The 17,563-nt window shown below is 47.9% G+C and carries 11 protein-coding genes and 1 tRNA gene; 11 read left to right on the top strand and 1 reads right to left on the bottom strand.

Going from position 1 to position 17,563, the window contains the following annotated elements:
• Positions 1-360: 360 nt before the first annotated feature.
• Together topA and truA are read left to right on the top strand one after the other, a co-directional pair.
• Complete coding sequence (topA, locus tag F452_RS0109705) at positions 361-2,724, top strand: type I DNA topoisomerase (protein WP_018966009.1); 2,364 nt, start codon at positions 361-363, stop codon at positions 2,722-2,724.
• Positions 2,725-2,727: 3 nt separating this feature from the next.
• Positions 2,728-3,486 carry a tRNA pseudouridine(38-40) synthase TruA gene (gene truA, locus F452_RS0109710; RefSeq protein ID WP_018966010.1) on the top strand — a complete coding sequence of 253 codons (759 nt, stop codon included), beginning with the start codon at positions 2,728-2,730 and terminating at the stop codon, positions 3,484-3,486.
• Between the two features lie 1,006 nt (positions 3,487-4,492).
• On the opposite strand, the gene F452_RS0109715 is transcribed toward truA, so the two are convergent.
• Positions 4,493-5,620 carry a DUF5700 domain-containing putative Zn-dependent protease gene (locus F452_RS0109715; RefSeq protein WP_026292366.1) on the bottom strand — a complete coding sequence of 376 codons (1,128 nt, stop codon included), beginning with the start codon at positions 5,618-5,620 and terminating at the stop codon, positions 4,493-4,495.
• Positions 5,621-5,847: 227 nt separating this feature from the next.
• On the opposite strand from F452_RS0109715, the gene F452_RS0109720 reads away from it, so the two are divergent.
• The 9 genes from F452_RS0109720 to F452_RS0109765 form a co-directional block, all read left to right on the top strand.
• On the top strand, positions 5,848-6,882 hold the full coding sequence (locus F452_RS0109720; protein WP_018966012.1) for an IS30 family transposase: 1,035 nt from the start codon (positions 5,848-5,850) through the stop codon (positions 6,880-6,882).
• A gap of 107 nt (positions 6,883-6,989) precedes the next feature.
• Positions 6,990-7,064, top strand: a tRNA-Pro gene (locus tag F452_RS0109725).
• Positions 7,065-7,575: 511 nt separating this feature from the next.
• Entirely contained in the window at positions 7,576-7,839 is a 264-nt protein-coding gene (locus tag F452_RS13495; protein WP_018966014.1) for a hypothetical protein, read from the top strand.
• 198 nt (positions 7,840-8,037) lie between these two features.
• Positions 8,038-8,430, top strand: a complete 393-nt coding sequence (gene tssD / locus F452_RS0109740; protein ID WP_018966015.1) for a type VI secretion system tube protein TssD — start codon at positions 8,038-8,040, stop codon at positions 8,428-8,430.
• A 103-nt stretch (positions 8,431-8,533) separates the two neighbouring features.
• Complete coding sequence (locus F452_RS0109745) at positions 8,534-8,995, top strand: hypothetical protein (protein WP_018966016.1); 462 nt, start codon at positions 8,534-8,536, stop codon at positions 8,993-8,995.
• A gap of 15 nt (positions 8,996-9,010) precedes the next feature.
• Positions 9,011-10,405, top strand: a complete 1,395-nt coding sequence (locus F452_RS0109750) for a DUF5458 family protein (RefSeq protein WP_018966017.1) — start codon at positions 9,011-9,013, stop codon at positions 10,403-10,405.
• 52 nt (positions 10,406-10,457) lie between these two features.
• Positions 10,458-12,290, top strand: a complete 1,833-nt coding sequence (locus tag F452_RS0109755; RefSeq protein WP_018966018.1) for a phage baseplate assembly protein V — start codon at positions 10,458-10,460, stop codon at positions 12,288-12,290.
• A 9-nt stretch (positions 12,291-12,299) separates the two neighbouring features.
• Positions 12,300-13,673: a hypothetical protein gene (locus F452_RS0109760; protein WP_018966019.1), complete on the top strand. Its 1,374-nt coding sequence runs from the start codon at positions 12,300-12,302 to the stop codon at positions 13,671-13,673.
• 23 nt (positions 13,674-13,696) lie between these two features.
• Positions 13,697-17,563: DUF6531 domain-containing protein (locus F452_RS0109765; RefSeq protein ID WP_018966020.1), on the top strand; the 3,867-nt coding region annotated here is incomplete at its 3' end.

The following is a 17,563-nucleotide window of genomic DNA, read 5'->3' on the forward strand; positions in this document are numbered from 1 at the left end:
GTTAATTATGTGTAAATATGCTATTTATCAGTGATATATACAACAAACACAACCCCTAAAAGACGAAAAGTGCCGTGCAATGGTCTCTATATACTATATTTCTTTGTTTTTCGATAGCGATACTGCCTTCGGGCCAAGGCAACCGCATCAAAATGTAAGTGCCTGATTATCAGTCATATTTTTGAGTGTATTCTTTATCTTTGAGTATAACCTCCAAAATGCAATTATCTGAAAATTAGCAACTTGTATTTTCTCGAAATTTTTGATGCGGTTGCCCTGGAAGAGAGTATCTCATTCATTTGTATTGCGATACGAATACATTACCTTTGCGCCCAAAATCACACCCCAGCAAGCAGAAGGATGAAAAACTTAGTCATCGTAGAGTCTCCGGCAAAAGCCAAAACGATAGAGCGTTTCCTCGGTTCGGATTATACAGTACTCTCGAGTTACGGACACATCCGCGACCTCAAGCCCAATAAATTCAGTGTAGATATACAAAACAACTACGAGCCGGAATACGAGATCCCTGCCGACAAACGGACAGTGGTCAAGGAACTGAAGTCCCAGGCCGACCAATCGGATTTCATCTGGCTGGCTTCCGATGAGGACCGCGAAGGAGAGGCCATCGCATGGCATTTGTACGAGGCGTTAGGGCTGAAAAACAAGCAAACGAAACGAATCGTATTTCACGAAATTACCGAGACGGCTATCAAAGCTGCCATCGAAAATCCCCGAGATATAGACGTCAATCTGGTCGATGCCCAGCAGGCAAGGCGCGTCCTCGACCGCATCGTCGGATTCGAGCTTTCCCCCGTTCTGTGGAGGCGTATCCGCCCCTCGCTTTCGGCTGGTCGTGTACAGTCCGTTGCCCTCCGCCTCATTGTCGAAAGAGAGCGTGAAATAAATACTTTCTTTCCGGAAGCATCATTTCGCTGTACGATAGAGTTTGTCCTTCCCGATGGTAAAATGCTGACGGCCGAATTGCAGAAACGATTCAAGACGAAAGAGGAAGCCCGATATTTTTTGGAGCAATGTGTGGATACCGACTTCCATATAACGGATGTTACCAAGCGTCCGGGCAAACGATCTCCCGCCACTCCTTTCACTACATCTACGCTCCAGCAGGAAGCTGCCCGAAAGCTCGGATACGGCGTAGCCCAGACCATGCGCATTGCCCAGAAGTTGTACGAAGAAGGGCTTATCACCTATATGCGTACGGACTCTGTGAACCTGTCGGACATGGCCCTCGGTGCACTCAAAAAGGAAATAACCGAACATTGGGGTGAGCAATACTACCAATTCCGCAGATACAAAACCAAAACCAAGGGAGCACAAGAAGCTCACGAGGCCATCCGTCCTACCTACATACACAGGGCAGAGATAGACGGTACCCCACAAGAGCAAAAGCTCTATCAGCTGATCCGTCGCAGGACGATTGCTTCCCAGATGGCAGATGCCATCCTCGAAAAAACGACAATCACCATCGGGACCGACAAGTTTCCCGAAACCCTGAGCACGCAGGGGGAAGTGATCGTATTCGACGGATTCCTCGGCGTCTATCGTGAGGACTCGGATGAAGAACAAGCTACAGCTACAGAAGAACGCTTGTTGCCTTCGGTCAATCGTGGCGACATGCTTTCTCTCCATCATGCTAAAGCAACAGAGAGCTTCACACAACGTCCGGCACGCTATACGGAAGCCAGTCTTGTGCGTAAAATGGAGGAGCTGGGCATCGGCAGACCATCCACCTACGCCCCCACTATCCAAACTATCCAGAATCGCGAATATGTAGTACGTGGCGACAAACCGGGCAAAACACGCGAATACATCCTGCTGGAATACCACAAGGGGAAGGCCATAACAGAGACGGTCAAAACGGAACTGAACGGACAAGACCGCAATAAACTCCTGCCCACCGATATGGGGCTTGTGGTGAACGACTTCCTCGTGGCTTCCTTCCCTCAGGTGATCGATTACAACTTCACGGCCAAAGTTGAAAAAGAGTTCGACCAAATAGCCGAAGGAAAACTGCAATGGCAGAAACAGATCGGCCGATTCTATAACAAATTCCACCCCTTGGTGGAAGAGGCTTGCGAATTCGATCCCGATCAGAAGATCGGCGAAAGAATGCTGGGCACGGATCCTGTGACCGGAGAACTTGTGGTGGCAAAAATGGGACGTTACGGAGCGATGGTGCAGAAAGGTCACACCGATAAGGAAAACGGCATCAAGGCGCAGTTTGCTTCGCTCCAGCCGGGACAGTCCATCGAATCCATCACCTTGGAGGAAGCTCTGGAGCTATTCCTCCTGCCCAAGAAATTGGGACAATATGAGGATGCGGACGTAACGGTAGCCGTAGGACGCTTCGGCCCTTATATCAAGCACGCAGGCAAATTTGTAGGCCTACCCAAAGATGCGGATCCCCTTTCCGTTTCGCTTGACGATGCCATCAAATACATCGCAGACAAACGCGAGAAAGAGGAAAAAAGTCTGATCAAAGGATTTGTGGAAGATCCGGAGATGGAGATCCGCACAGGGCGTTTCGGGGTTTATATCAAGTACAAAGGGAAAAACTACAAAGTCCCCAAGACGGTCGAAGATCCTGCGAGACTCACCCTCGAAGAATGTCTGAAATACGTGGAAGAGGGCGAGACGAAACCCACCAAGGGCAAGAAAAAAGCTCCGGCCAAAAAGACATCGGCAAAGAAGACTGCCAAGAAGTAACAAATGGCGCGCTTCTTCATCTATCTGGCATACAACGGCACTCGCTACAGCGGTTGGCAAACGCAGCCTAATGCCCCCAGTGTGCAGCAGACCATAGAGGAAGCCATATCCACCATCGTACGCCAACCTGTCGGTATCGTCGGAGCAGGACGAACCGATGCAGGAGTTCACGCCCACGAGATGGTGGCACATGCCGATCTTCCCTGCGATACGCCGGAGGAAGCGGCCACTCTGACAGAAAGGCTCAATAAACTCCTCCCACGCGACATCGTCATATACCGAATGCTTCCTGTCAAAGCCGATGCCCACGCACGCTTCGATGCCGTCTCCCGGACTTACCACTACTATCTGACCGAGCAGAAAGATCCTTTTATGGAAGGCTTGATGCTAAAGACCTATCGCAAGCTCGACTTCGAACGCATGAATGAAGCAGCAGCTCTTCTTCCCCTATATATCGACTTCACGAGCTTCAGCAAACTGCATACCGACGTCAAAACGAACAACTGCCGTATAACGGAAGCCCGATGGACGCCGCTTGCACAGACAGGCCAATGGGTCTTTTCCATCATGGCGGACAGATTCCTGCGCAATATGGTACGCGCCATAGTCGGCACGCTCTTCCATGTGGGAACGGGCAAGCTATCCATAGCAGACTTTCGGGACATCATCGAATCGCAGGATCGTAGCCGTGCCGGTTCTTCGGCTCCGGCTCACGCCCTCTATCTGGAGAGGGTAGTCTACCCGTCGGATCTGTTTCTCTGACCGCAATGCCGTGCCTTCGAACTGAAGGCAACTTTCTATCCGGCATTGTTCCATTCGCCACTATCTCGTAGGCATCCGCTCTGTTCCTGTCAATATCTATTCTCAGCACTGAGATCAATTTTTTCAGTATGCAGCTGGTTTGAACAAGTTGTTTCTTCCAGCCTATCAAACTACACATCAAAGAAGCATATCCTGTATTTTGTAACCGTCGTAATTGTTACGACGGTTACAGACCTAGGTAAAGATTTTTCATAATGGGATTTTATACATGCCCTATATTTTTCTCACAAGTGAAACACATGAAAAAAAACTCTCATAATCAGCTCTTGATCGGATGCTGGCGAGGTTTCTGTTGAATGTGAAAAGTGGCTGCAATCGGCTCTCTATTGGGATGAAAAAATGGAGCCGAAAAAGTTTTCAACAACGAAGAGGAGTTTGGAATGATTCTAAATAAGCAGTAAAAAGAGATAGAACGCCGAGGTGAAAAAGATGAGAAAATGGATTCTTTCAGTCTTTGATCTGTTTTTCAGGAGGTCGTCGGATGATTTATATATAAATCATTTTCGATTTATATATAGATAGTTTTCAATTTGTATATAAATCGTTTTCAATAAGTATATATATCGTAATCGACTTATATATAAATCGTGAGTATAAAAAGGCCGGTTAGCGATGTGATAAAATGAAAGCACCCACCGAGTTTGCTATAAAACTCGGTGGGTGCCTTATCTGTTTGTCGAATTAGCTAAAGTTATTCCGACCTATTTGTCAATAAGCGAGTAGGTTTCCAGTAAAGATCTTATAATGAGATGTGTACGAAGGGTCATGGACGAATCTGTAGTGTAGATCATAGATAGATAAGAGGTCATAATACATAATGATTATTGCTTAATTATTTTAGGAAACAAATATAGCAAAAATACTCCATGTCAGGGAATCGTAATGCAGGACGGAGGAAATTGGAGTGGTTCGCCATACGGCTAAGGGCTGTGCCCCCTGTTTCTCTTTATGTTGTCTTGTTTCCCTTGTGTTTTTTATAGGCCTGCTCTAAGTGATCGATAAGATGATCGGAGAGGATATATTCCCTCTCTTTGGATACTGTATTCTTTTTTCTTGCAGCCTGATTGTACAGCATTGCAAAGGCTACGGGGTTGTCGTAACTGTCAATGAGTTCTTCCATATATCCCTGCTCTTGTATGAGGCTTGCCATATAATAACCAACGGGGTGCCCTCCGAAGAGCACGAGATCAACCAGGGGCTTGTACTCCCCTTCTTGAGAGGTATTCGGGTCGAAAGCGATGGAGAGGGAGTCGATTCGGGCTAAAGTATTCGGTGCATTGGCTAACTCTTCTCTATAGGTTTTTACGAACTCATCGCCGAAGAATTGCATGATTTTGTCGTCGTTTCTTTTTTTGTCGATCAGATCCGCTATTCCTTCGTTCTGGAAAAGGTCGAATGCATTCAAAAAAGAATCTCCGGAGGAGCCTTGATAAGCCATTTCACGATAGTTGTGGAAAAACTCATGTGCAAATAGGTCTACAAGCTCTTCTTCTTGCATCGAAAGCGCGAGATTCAGGTCCAGAAAAATAGCATGATCGCGTACACTGGCATCGGGAATGGTGGCGATCAGAAAGAGGTCGTTCAATACCGGCTTGGATGACCAGGCACGTTCAGGCAAGTATTTCTTGGTCTTTTCGTTTGCCCTGTACAATAGGGCAAGAAAATCCGTATGCTTAAGAAAGCTGTCGGCTTCTTCTCGTTTACGGGCGAGCAGACAGATATTTTGTCTGAGGACAAGAGGCATATTCGTTATTGTAGCAGGATGTTTCAGTATGCTGTCTGCTTCTGCTATCCGCTTGGGATCAAAAGCAAGTAGCATGGCTTCTTGAAGCTCTCTTCTGATCATTTCACCTTTAGGGTTGTTCAAATACTTCGTGTATCCAACGGTGGAGAAGAGTTTTTCCCAGTCCTGTTCGGTAGTTGCTTTACCGGAATGGATGTCTTCCCCTAATGAGAGAAATGCTTCTGCAGAAGTGGTGAAAATCTTTTGTTTGAAATCCTCGTACTGGGCCGATACACCGAAGTGCAACCCCAAAAAAAGAATGATAATTGTTAGTTTCAGATATGGCTTCATCTTGCAATCCTTTTTATCTCCCAATCGATATATAAAGTGCTGATATTCTGTTTGTTTTTTGTTCTAAAAGCAGCTGTCTGTCTGCGAATTATCTTTTGAAAATCAATAAGATATGAACAAATATAGAACCACTTTTATGAATTATCCTGGATTTTCTTCTTTGAGGATGTTCATATCTTTTCGCTTTCGAGATTTGAATTGTAGTTTCCATTTTCTAACGCAACACTATGGTTATAAGAACGATAGGTTTCGGGCTAGCTCGCCACCTGTCAAAAATCGTTCATAGCTTTGATGTTGAAATGGAAAGAACAAATTATAAACGACTCACTCTGGAGAATAGAAAGACCATTGCTAATTGCATTGGACTCGGCAAATCTGTCACTGAAATTGCCCAAATTCTTAGTGTGCACAAAAGTACGATTTCTCGGGAGATACGTCGCTTAGGAGAGCTTCAGGACTACCGCCCCTTAAAGGCTCATAAACACGCTCTCGAAGCAGGTAGCTTCCGAAAGAGGAAGATTAAATTCACCCCCGAAATACGCAAGAAGGTCAATTTCTATATCGCCGTGGAGCAATGGTCTCCCGAACAAATCTCCGGGTATTGCACTCAAAATAGGATCCCTATGATAGGGAAGTCTCGTATCTATGAGTATATCCATGAGGACAAGAATATGGGAGGAGATCTATGGAAGCATACGCGACATGCTCTAAAAAAACGTAAGACCCCTAAACTTGTTACAAGCCCCAAGCGGCTCAATAAAAAGAGCATTGAGCAGAGAGATCCTATTGTGCAAAATAAGGGAAGAATAGGAGACTGGGAGATGGATCTTATTGTTGGGGCACATAATCAAGATGTCATACTGACAATGGTAGAAAGAGTGACCGGATACGGGATGATTCGAAAGCTCAAGCATGGCAAGAATGCCAAGAAACCAGCTATACTTGTCAGCAAAGAAATGAAGGGGGTAGCAAGAAGAGGGCTACTGAAGACCATTACCACGGACAACGGGACCGAATTCTCTATTTATGAAATCATTGAGAAGGCACTCAAAATACCGGTGTACTTTGCCCACCCCTACTGCTCTACAGATAAACCTCATGTCGAATTATTCAATAAACTCGTAAGACAATACATCCCTAAGAAGATGGATTTCAGGCAAATAAGTCAAGATATGTGTATCAAAATACAACACAAAATTAATCGAAGATCCAGAAAAGGGCTAGGATACCTAACGCCAAGCCAAGTTTTAGGACTAACTTAGATCAACAAGGTTGCGCTGGAAGGGGGAATGTGCAAATTCAAAATAATTTGTGAGGTTTTGAAAAAGATGCTACTTTTGCATCTGAAATCTGTGAGGAAGCAGTTTCTCGGGGTGTAGCGCAGTCCGGTTAGCGCACCTGCTTTGGGAGCAGGGGGTCGTGGGTTCGAATCCCGCTACCCCGACAAAAGAAGGGGCTGTGTCAAAATTCATTTTTGGCGCAGCCCCTTTTATTTTGGTTTGGGGTTGGTTAAGCCACCGGTTTTAGCCTTTGAGGGATATTTATGAGACCATTGCACGGCACTTTGCGTCTTTTGGGGGTTGTGGTTGTTGTATATATCACTGATAAATAGCATATTTACACATAATTAACTGTATCAACATGGCAACTAACAGGGCAACCGCATCAAAATGTAAGTGCCTGATTATCAATCATAGTTTTGAGTGCATTCTTTATCTTTGAGTATAATATCCGAAATGCAATCATTTGAAAATTAGCAACTTGTGTTTTTTCGAAATTTTTGATGCGGTTGCCCTGGTACTTTTCTTGTAGTTTTGACCCCTCCTGATCCAAGTTTCGAGTAATTCGATTTGCGAATCGAGAGACTTCTCGCCTATCTCATGCTCTGAAGCATAAGAAGACCCGCGGCGTATATTTGAGGTTTTATATGCCATGGCTTTCAATATATTTTGTGTATGCGTTCTGTCCAAGCCTCGGTAGCGACAACGTCCACCGGTGAAGCATCGACGAATACTCCCCAAAGTGCGCTCTATCAAGCTTTGTGCCTTACCAATTGGGCAATTGGATGCCTTTTGTCCTTCGCTCACAACTTCCTGCCTCGGACGGCCTCGAATATAGATACCATCCGTATTCCCACGGCATACCCGATGAGCTTCGGCATCTACTGTAAGGCTGTCGCAGCAAAGATAGGCGAGGCTAACAGAGATGGGACCCGATAGGTTTCTTAGTGTTCTTTAGGATGTATTAGATGAAAAAGTTGCGAAAGAGTGGTGAGTGCGATTTTGATTGTTAAATAAAAATACATACCTTGCAGCATCATTTCCTGTGTATGAGGAGTTTTAGGTATAATCTTAACGCTCTAAGCTGTGGGAAATAATTTTAACAAACCATTCTAACCTAATTAATTCTGTAGAGCTATGGCATTTAGATCAACTCTCAACCTGGGCGGAAAAGAGTACGATGTACTTGAATGCAAGTATTCACTTCGCCGCGATGTAGACTCCAAAGGACGTCCTGCATCCAACATCTATGGTGGTCGTATCCGCGTTCGTGTAGAATCGACTGCAGACACCACGATTTTGGAGCATATGGTGAACCAGTTTAAGCCATTCAGCGGTAGCATTGTTTTCAAGAAGGGTGATGAGGAAGCCAAGATGAAAGAACTGTCTTTCGAGAATGCTTACATCATCGAATTCGAAGAAGGCATTGACATCGTAGGTGAAAACCCCATGTCTTTGGCTATAACGATTTCAGCACAAACTATCAAGATCGGTGGAGCACAGTACGAAGAAAACTGGCCGACCAATTGATCTCCTGAGATGGATCCAAAGCGGGTGTCGTTCCCTTATTCGGGTCGGCACCCGTTTATGGAAAAGAAAGAAACCGGATTCTAACCATAATACTGACAATTCTATGGGCATACTGAACTATGAAATTGGCGGCAATGAAGTGAAAATCGATGCTTCGGAAGCCATTGCCGATATACCTGAGAACCGAACCCTTTTGATAGAAAAATTGACAGCGGACGATCCTGTCAATCCTGAAACAGTAGAAGGACTTACAACCATCGAGGAAGTTTTTGCAGCTTTCCAGCCGAATGTCGATGTCGAATTTGAAAATGCTGAGGGCGAGCCTGTGAAAGAAAATTTCCGCTTCAGTAATACCGCAGATTTTCAAGTCAAGAACATGACAGCAGGGAGTCGCTTCCTAAACAACCTGTCGATCAAAAAAGATTTCTACAGCAAATTGGTGAAGCAGCTTCGTTCGAACAAAGTCCTTCAGCGGGCATTGGAGAGTCCGGAAAGCCGACAGGCTCTCATCGATGCCTTGTCAGAATTAAAGAAAGAACTTCAAGAAACATCATCCGCACAATAATCCTTTATATAAACAATGGCAGATAAAGAACTGAAGCAGCAGACAGAACAGGTTACATCTTTACAGCCTGAATTCCGGGAAAAAACCGCAGAAAAGTTCTCCAAGCAAACTTTGGATACCGCGTTGGTCGGATTGTCACGCTTCGGAGGGTTCAGCTTTCTGGAGTCGGCTATCGATGGAATCCAAAATCTGAATCCGGAGCGTAAAGCGCGTAAGAAAATGTTCCTGCTCGAGGAACAAAAAGAAGGAGAACGCAAAGATCTGGCAGAAAAAATAGACCTTTGGCTCGAACTCCTTTCGGGCAATAAGGATGTAGCACAGATGGTGGAAGAATGCCAAGGCAAAGCCTCCGCCGTATCCGAATTGCTCTCGAAGAATCAGCTGACAGCCGTGGAAGCCGTCAAGGATTTGGAGCGTTCGTACCGTGCCGTACAGCTATTTTATAAGAATACGGAATCGGATAAGCTCACGAACATAACCATTGTCAATGCTACTCCGGAGCAGCTAACCGATTTGGACAATTCTCGCTTTATCGATTTTGTTGCCGACGAACTGAAACAGAACTATGACCGCCTAGACCTACGGAACAACTATTCTCTGCTTGTCATACCCGGCTACCTCGGATCGAACAAAGTCGTGGAGAAGTGGGCCAAGATAGCCAACAACAACAAGGTCATGCTGTTTACCGATTTTGCAGACCTCGAAAAGCCTGACGATGTCGTGGACATGTTCTTTAGCTCGAATTTGTCGGGAGGCGATACATTCAAGTGCAATACGGTTATGTGTTGCAACTGGCTGGTAGGACGTGGAGCATACAAAGAGATCGGCGAGACGGACGATCTGCACGTTTCTCCGGCATCCGCACTCGCAGGTAAGGTGTATTACACGCTGATGTCTCAGGTAACGGCCGGCAAGAAATACGGCGGTCTGAACGAAGTCGATGCAGTCGCATTCCCTCTGAAAAAAAGCGAAATCTCCCAGCTCGATTCCATGGGCTTGGTACCTATGGTCAACGAATACGGCAAGGTTATGGCTTTTTCGGCCAAGACCCTCTTCAATGGAGATAACCTGGGCTTGCAAACCTACTCGGTGGTTCGAGTATTCGACTACATCACCAAAGTGCTGTTCGACTTCCTGAATCGTCGCTCTTTCGAGAATTGGAGTGGGAAGACGGAGCGCGATCTGCGCAGTCAGATCGTGAAGTTCCTGGACAATATACAAGGCCCCGATCGTCTGATAGAGCGGTCGAAGATTATGCGGTTGGAGCGGGATCCACACCAGAAAGATCGCATTTATCTGGATATCCATATCACGCCCTATTTCCCTGCCAAGAGCTTTGTCATCAAGCTGGATGGTACCAAAGGAGATGACGAAGCCAGCTGGAATAGCGAATATGAGCAGGAAAAATAAGACCTCTTTCCTGTGTTTCAATCAAACTTAACCGAATAAAAAGAAAAACATCATGGGAGCAGGAGCAAACTTGAATGCAGTAAAAACCAAGATACGGCTCGATGGAGAGGAGATTCTTTTCGAATCCTTGATTCTCGATCAGACAATGAACTCCTGCCATCGGTTCGAGATAGTCAGGGAGTATCCTACACACAACCAACTCTGGAAAGAAACTCCCGAAAAACTGATCGGGGCGGTCGGTGCGCGAGTACTGATCCGCTTCGATCATATTGTATCCGGTCGGTTCTATGAATTTTCCGGTTGGGTTACGGATATTCGTATCGATACGGGAGAAGAGTCCGCAGATACTGGGGTGCGTTTGCGATCCAGCAGAGTGCGGATTATAGGGAGGGGCGATGCAGTCAGTCTGGACGGAGCCCCTACGATGAACTCTTTCATCGACCTGCAGCTTTCGGACATTGTATCTCAGGTGACAAGAGATGCCTACTTCAAGGTGGAGTGCAATCCGCGCTACAAAGGCATACTGCCCTATGCCATGCAATACGGAGAGAGCAACTTCGAGTTTCTCAACCGTCTCTCCCGTATCTATGGAGAACTGTTCTACTACGATGGCAGGACGTTGTTTTTTGGGACGCCTAAAAATGCGGACTCCGAAAAACTCTTTTTTGACGAGGATTTGCTGAATCTACGGACAGGGGCATCGGCCAGACCGCGAAAATATGCCCATTACGACTATGCTGCCGAAGAGGACAAATTCCTGCGCTTCCAAGCCGATGACCGGATCCCCGGCGGAAACCCGTTGATTGACAATGTGGCCAATCGGGCTGATCGGCTCTTCCCCGAGAAGGGTGTCATCCCCTCCAACTCGCCCGTTTATACGGAGTTCAATTTGCAGGATTTGGTCGAGGAACGCAAGGCCGATGCCGTCGGCAGGATGTTATATATCGAAGCAGAAACGCAGACTTGTCGTATCTCCCTCGGTTCTGTGGTGGATATACTCTTCCCCGAAGCGATGGATGTTCCTGCTTTGGGCAAATACCGTATAACGGCCATTCAGCATTATGTCAGCACAGGAGGGAAGAACTATTCCAACCGTTTCTTGGCCTCACCTGCACTCATCGACTGTGTGCCGGAAGCATACGCCTGCGAAGTGAAAGCCTATCCGGAGATGGCCATCGTCTCGGACAACAAAGATCCCAAGAATCACGGTCGAGTAAAGGTGCAGTTCGACTGGCAGAAGCCGAAAGGTCTTTCCACGAACTGGCTGCGTGTACAGACTCCCGATGCCGGTGGCAGCGATAAGGTAGCCACAAACAGGGGGTTTGTCGTCATTCCTGAAATTGGCGATCAGGTAATGGTCGGCTTCGAGTATGGCGATCCTCACCGTCCATTCGTTATGGGAAGTCTTTTCCATGGGAAGAATGGTATAGGAGGTGGCTCAGGAAACAATATCAAGAGTCTCAGCAGCAAAAGCGGTCATACCGTCGAGTTGAACGATGGAGGAGGTATCACGATCAAGGACAAGACCGGTGGGAATCTCATTGTCGTGGATGGTAAAGATATGATAACCGTGGCCTCTTCAAAGACTATTGCCATCTCGAACGGGAAGTCTTCCATTATTCTGGAAGAAGATAAGATCGTAATAGATGCAGCAAAAATTGCAATCTCCGGCTCTGAAATGGTTTCGGCCGGCAGTGGCCCGGCCGGTTTCCAACTGGCGAATGACGGAGGCATTGCAGCTGTAAGCGGAACGAAAGTTGTAGCTTCGGGAAGCAGCGAGATACAAGTTCAAGGGAGTCAGACCTCTATAAGCGGAACCAAAGTTTCCATCAACGGAGATGCTGATACAACCATCACGGGGGGCCTTGTAAAAATCAATTCTTAAAGGGGGATCATGACAGCTTCTATTGCCCAAGAGTACTACAAACTGCATGAAGAATGGAGGAAAATAGATGTACTTCCTTCATGGAAATTAGCTGTTTGGGTGGCGGATTACCCTGATGTCGATATTATCACCAAATTTATGGACATCGAGCAATCGCCTGTAGGGAAGTTCGATGATCTTTTTTTTCGATTCGATACTGTTTATGAAGGAGATACAGCTGCCTTCGAGGAAAAACTGTGGGCAGAATTCATATCATGGTTCGATCCCTCCCCCGATCCGAAGATGGACTTGCATCGGGCTCTCTATGAAAATCATTTTCTGACAGAGCTATTTGCGCCGAAAGCTGATCTCCCCCATAAGGTGGAAAATCTGTGGAGTGAGTTGCTCCGCTTCAGGAAAAGCATCAACGGGATTACGCCCGACACTCATTTCTGCTTATATTTCCCCATTGCTGCATACAGCAAGCATAACATTGCCGAATGGCTCCGACAAGTCATCGGCAATGTCCCTGATGGTTTGCGTCTGGTGACGTTGGATTTGGCGGCAGACAGAAAAATCCGTATCAATGAGTCGGACTTGTGCATATATCTGCACCCTAAGCTCAATATGGCAGAAGCTGTCAGCAACGAAATGAAAAAGGGGGGAGGAGATAACGATACCGTTGATATCGATGCTCGTTTCAGAAAGCAGATTATCGCGGTAATGGATTCGACTACTGAAAAGCTGAACAATAAGACTCCCCACGAAGTAAAGAAACTGCTATCGATTACCGAAGAGATCGGTACGACATCTTCTCGGATTTCGGGATTACTGATTGCTGCACAGGCATATTTTGCCATTCGAGATACTCGTAAGAGTGCAGCCTATACGGACGAAGCATTGGATAAGGCTGCTGAAGCGATGGGCAATAACGAACCGTCAGGTTATCAGGTATGGAAGTCTTGCATGCTCTTGAAAGGTGCTCTATTATATAATGAAAGCAAATATACTGAAGCCCTCCTCGTATATGAAAACTTAGCCACCAAGGCATCCGAGCAGGCAGATGCCTACTACCTGATGGAAGCGAGACGTCTGTCCGGCCATCTCTATTACGAAAAAGGCGAGAAGCAAACGGCTTTTGAATATATGCTTTTGGCTCTGGCTTCCGGAGCCTATCTGGATATAAGTGTGCGAAGACAATCGACTTTTCTGCACGCTGCTCAGATGGCTCTATTCTTATGTACCGCCATCCGTCCATCTTCGGACGTGGCAATCTTGCAAGACCAACTGGCAGAATGGCTGGGCGAGGATTGGGCGAAAGTACTGCAGGAAGCAGGTGTAAATAATGATAAGACGGCTTCCAAAGGGATGTTTTCCCCTAAAAGTCAAGAGTCTCCGAACTAATCATCTTAGAATTGACAGCATCCATGGCAGACGTATTCGACAAAATCTTAACGGCTCCTGTATTCAGGAAAGGTTTCGGGGAGCTATTCGGAGAGGCGAAGGACAAACTCGACCATCTCCAAAGGGATCTCGCAAATATCCTGCCATCGATGCCGGGCATGCCCGTAGCCAAGTATTTCGATTTGGCTATCGGGGTGGATTTTCACGAAACCGTTTTCCCACCCTCTCCCCTTCTGCCGGTACCTCATATCGGTATGGTCTTCGACATTATGGGAGCCATTATGAGTGCCATCTCTACGGTACTTCCGCCTCCTCCCCCTGTTCCTGCCGGCGAAACACCTCCCACCAGTTTGGCATCTATCTGCACGGCTATCGTCAGTGGGATGAAGCCATCCGTGCTGGTACATGGACGCTGGGTGGCCAATGCCGGTACAGGGATCCAGCATCTGCCGGGAATTGTGGCTCACCTGCCTTTCCCCATAGTCAAGCCTATGGCCAGCTCCGAGATGTTTATGGGCAGCAGTACGGTTTTGGCGGATGGAGGCCCCTGCAGTACGCTGTTTCATCCGGCTTTGTCTTGCAACTTGGTCGGAGTGCCTGCCCCTTTCAGGGTCAATAAGGCCGGTAAAAAGGTCTCTCTCATGGCTCCGACCTCGATGTTGTTGGTTATCACTTCTGTCGGTGGGCCTGTCCTCGTGGGGGGGCCTCCCACGATAGACCTTTTCCAGTTGGCGATGAAGTTGGGTCTGAAAGGAATGGGAAAATTGTGGGGAAAGATCGGAGACAAATTTCAGGATCTGATAGACAATATCAAGACCAAGCACCCGAAACTTGGAAAGATTTTACAGCCGGTCAAATGCCGTCTTTTCGGCGAGCCGGTCGATGCTGTAACGGGACGCGTCTATTCTACGAATCGGGACATCGAACTGCCCGGCCCTATTCCTTTTGTTTGGGAAAGGACTTATTACAGCGATGCCGAAGTCGATGGGCCATTGGGATATAACTGGCACCATAACTACAATATGGGCCTGTATGATATGGGGGATGGCTTTGCCACGGTACGTCTGTGGGATGGACGGGAGACGGTCTTGCCTCTGCTTTCCGAAGGCGAGCGTTTTGTCAGTCGCAAGGAAGGACTCGCTTTCACGCGCGATGCCGAAGGATTCCTGCTTACGGACAAAGACAAACGCCTGTATCGTTTCAATGCTCCTAAAAACGGAGAAGGCTATAAGATGCTGTCCTCCATCGAAACGCCCGACGGCTTTGCCATCCGCTTAAAATATGCTCCGGGAGGAATCCTGCGTGCTATAACCGACAGTGTCGGCAGGGTAATCGAGGTGGAAACCGATGGCCAAGGACGCGTGCTCGAACTGCATACGACCTTCGAAGGGAAAAAGACGAGCCTCATACGCTATACCTACGACGAAGAGGGCAATATGGTACAAACCTGCGATATGCAGGGAGCAGAGAAACACTTCCGCTATCAGGGCCATCTCTTAGTACAGCTGACCAATCAGACGGGACAGAATTTCTACTGGGAGTACCGAGGCCAAGGAGACGAGGCAAAATGTGTGCATACATGGGGCGATGGCGGTGTGCTTGAGCACCATACCGAATACAGTGCCGGACACACGCTCACGCGCAACAGCCTTGGCTTTACCACCCGATACTTCTACGACGAGCGGAATCTGATCTACAAGATCATCGACGAAGTCGGAGGCGTTACGCTGCAGGAATACAACGAATACGAAGAATTGGTCGTAACCGTAAACCCCGAAGGATTGAGTCGGAAATACACCTACAACGATTCGGGAGAGGTCATCAGCTTCGAAAACGAGAACGGAGAAAGCACTCGCTACGAATACGACGAACGAGGCAATCTGCTGAGTATCACTACTGCACAGGGTGCAAAATCCGTGTGGGAGTATGATGATCTGGATCGGGTGGTAAAACGAATTCTGCCCGATGGCAATACGCTTTCGTACGCATACCAAGGCCGGAATCTGAGTCAGGTAACCGACGAACGAGGCAATGTCTTCCGCTTCCTGTTCGATGGGGCATATCGCCCCGTACAGCTTACTTATCCGAACGGGACCTACCGTCAGTGGATGTACGATGCCCGGGGGTATTTGTCTGAGGAGCGCGACCCACGTGGCAACCACACCTTCTATCGTTCCGACGAAGCCGGGAACCTCCTCTGGATGCAGGAGGCCGATGGCAACGAACACCATTTCTCTTACGATACTTCGGGCAACCTCGTCCATGCCAAAGACCGGCTCCGTGAGGTAAGCTTCCGCTACGGCAGTCTCGGCACCCTGCTGAGCCGGACGCAGAACGGGCGGACGGTTTGCTTCGAGTACGATACCGAACTGCAGCTTACGGGCATTGCAAACGAAGGCGGAGAGCTCTACCGCTTCGCTTTGGATGGCCGCGGCGATGTGGTGGATGAATGGGGCTTCGACACTCTTCACCGCCATTACGAACGCGACGGTGCCGGACGTGTCTCCAAAGTATTGCGTCCGGATGAACGGTGGAGTACTTATGAATACGACGGTGTGGGACGTATCGTCGGGGAACGCCACAGCGACGGCACCGGCACGGCTTACAAGTATAACAAGGACGGTCTGCTGACGGCAGCCTTCAACGATTCGATCAAGATCGGGTTCGAGCGTGGTCGGGACGGGCGTGTGCTGAAGGAAGCGCAGGGCGAACACATGATCGAGAGCGTTTACGATGCCTTCGGTAGCCGCATCCGCCTCAGCAGCGATTTGGGAGCTGATATAGCCTTGCAGTACGACACGGAGGGCCTGCTTGCCGGAATGCAGTCCTCGGACTGGTCTGTTTCGATAGGCCGCGATAAGAGCGGTTTGGAGATCCAGCGGGAGTTGAGCGGTGGGGTGCGTGTCACGACGGGCCGTGATATGCTCGGACGTGTGGTTCGCCGGGATATTCTCTCGGGCGGAGCGGAGCAGAGTCGCATGCGTTATCATTGGGGCATGGGCAACCGCCTGCATCGCAAGGTGAACGAACGCACGGGCGAAACCGTCCTTTTCGACTACGATTCGTGGGACAACCTCTTCCGTGCCGATTACAAGGGTAGCTCCGAGGTGGAGAGCATTTACAAGGCTCCCGATGCCATCGGCAATCTGTTCCGCACGGAAAAGCGCAAGGATCGTAAATACGGCAAAGGCGGTCGATTGCTCGAAGACCGTAAATACTCCTACCATTACGATGGGGAAGGAAACCTTGTTCTAAAACAACGATTGAGGCCCGACGAGACGTTAGCTCCGCTTTGGCAGGAGGGTGATTGGGCGTATGAATGGCAGGGCAACGGCATGCTCCGAAGCGTGAAGCGTCCCGATGGCGAAACAGTTAGTTTCGAGTATGATCCTTTGGGGCGACGTATCTCGAAGACATATAAAGATAAGACTACCCGTTGGGTTTGGGACGGCAACGTACCACTACACGAGTGGACGGAGGAATCCGATGTAACCACGTGGCTGTTCGAGGAGGGTACATTCATACCTGCGGCAAAGATAGTTGGCGATAAGTCCTACAGTATTATAACGGACTACTTGGGTACACCAACTGAGATGTTCAATTCTGATGGAGAAAAAACATGGTCGGCAGAATTGGATATTTATGGCTCTGTTCGTAACTTTGCCGGGCGTTCTTTGAGCGATTGTCCGTTCAGGTATCAGGGACAGTATGAGGATGAGGAGACAGGATTGTATTACAATCGGTTTAGGTATTATTCGCCTGATAGCGGAATCTATATCAGTCAAGACCCAATAAGACTTGCAGGGAATAATCCTACACTGTATGCTTACGTTCACGATACAAATGTGTGGATAGATTCTTGGGGATTAAAAGGAACAGGAATACCATTT

This window comes from Porphyromonas gulae DSM 15663 (genome assembly GCF_000378065.1).
Classification (GTDB): domain Bacteria; phylum Bacteroidota; class Bacteroidia; order Bacteroidales; family Porphyromonadaceae; genus Porphyromonas; species Porphyromonas gulae.

Excerpts from the sequence above, each read along its gene's own strand:
- truA (WP_018966010.1), top strand. The coding sequence starts at position 2,728 with ATGGCGCGCTTCTTCATCTATCTGGCATACAACGGCACTCGCTACAGC.
- tssD (WP_018966015.1), top strand. The coding sequence starts at position 8,038 with ATGGCATTTAGATCAACTCTCAACCTGGGCGGAAAAGAGTACGATGTA.
- F452_RS0109750 (WP_018966017.1), top strand. The coding sequence starts at position 9,011 with ATGGCAGATAAAGAACTGAAGCAGCAGACAGAACAGGTTACATCTTTA.
- topA (WP_018966009.1), top strand. The coding sequence starts at position 361 with ATGAAAAACTTAGTCATCGTAGAGTCTCCGGCAAAAGCCAAAACGATA.
- F452_RS0109745 (WP_018966016.1), top strand. The coding sequence starts at position 8,534 with ATGGGCATACTGAACTATGAAATTGGCGGCAATGAAGTGAAAATCGAT.
- F452_RS13495 (WP_018966014.1), top strand. The coding sequence starts at position 7,576 with ATGCGTTCTGTCCAAGCCTCGGTAGCGACAACGTCCACCGGTGAAGCA.
- F452_RS0109715 (WP_026292366.1), bottom strand. The coding sequence starts at position 5,620 with ATGAAGCCATATCTGAAACTAACAATTATCATTCTTTTTTTGGGGTTG.
- F452_RS0109755 (WP_018966018.1), top strand. The coding sequence starts at position 10,458 with ATGGGAGCAGGAGCAAACTTGAATGCAGTAAAAACCAAGATACGGCTC.
- F452_RS0109720 (WP_018966012.1), top strand. The coding sequence starts at position 5,848 with ATGGTTATAAGAACGATAGGTTTCGGGCTAGCTCGCCACCTGTCAAAA.
- F452_RS0109760 (WP_018966019.1), top strand. The coding sequence starts at position 12,300 with ATGACAGCTTCTATTGCCCAAGAGTACTACAAACTGCATGAAGAATGG.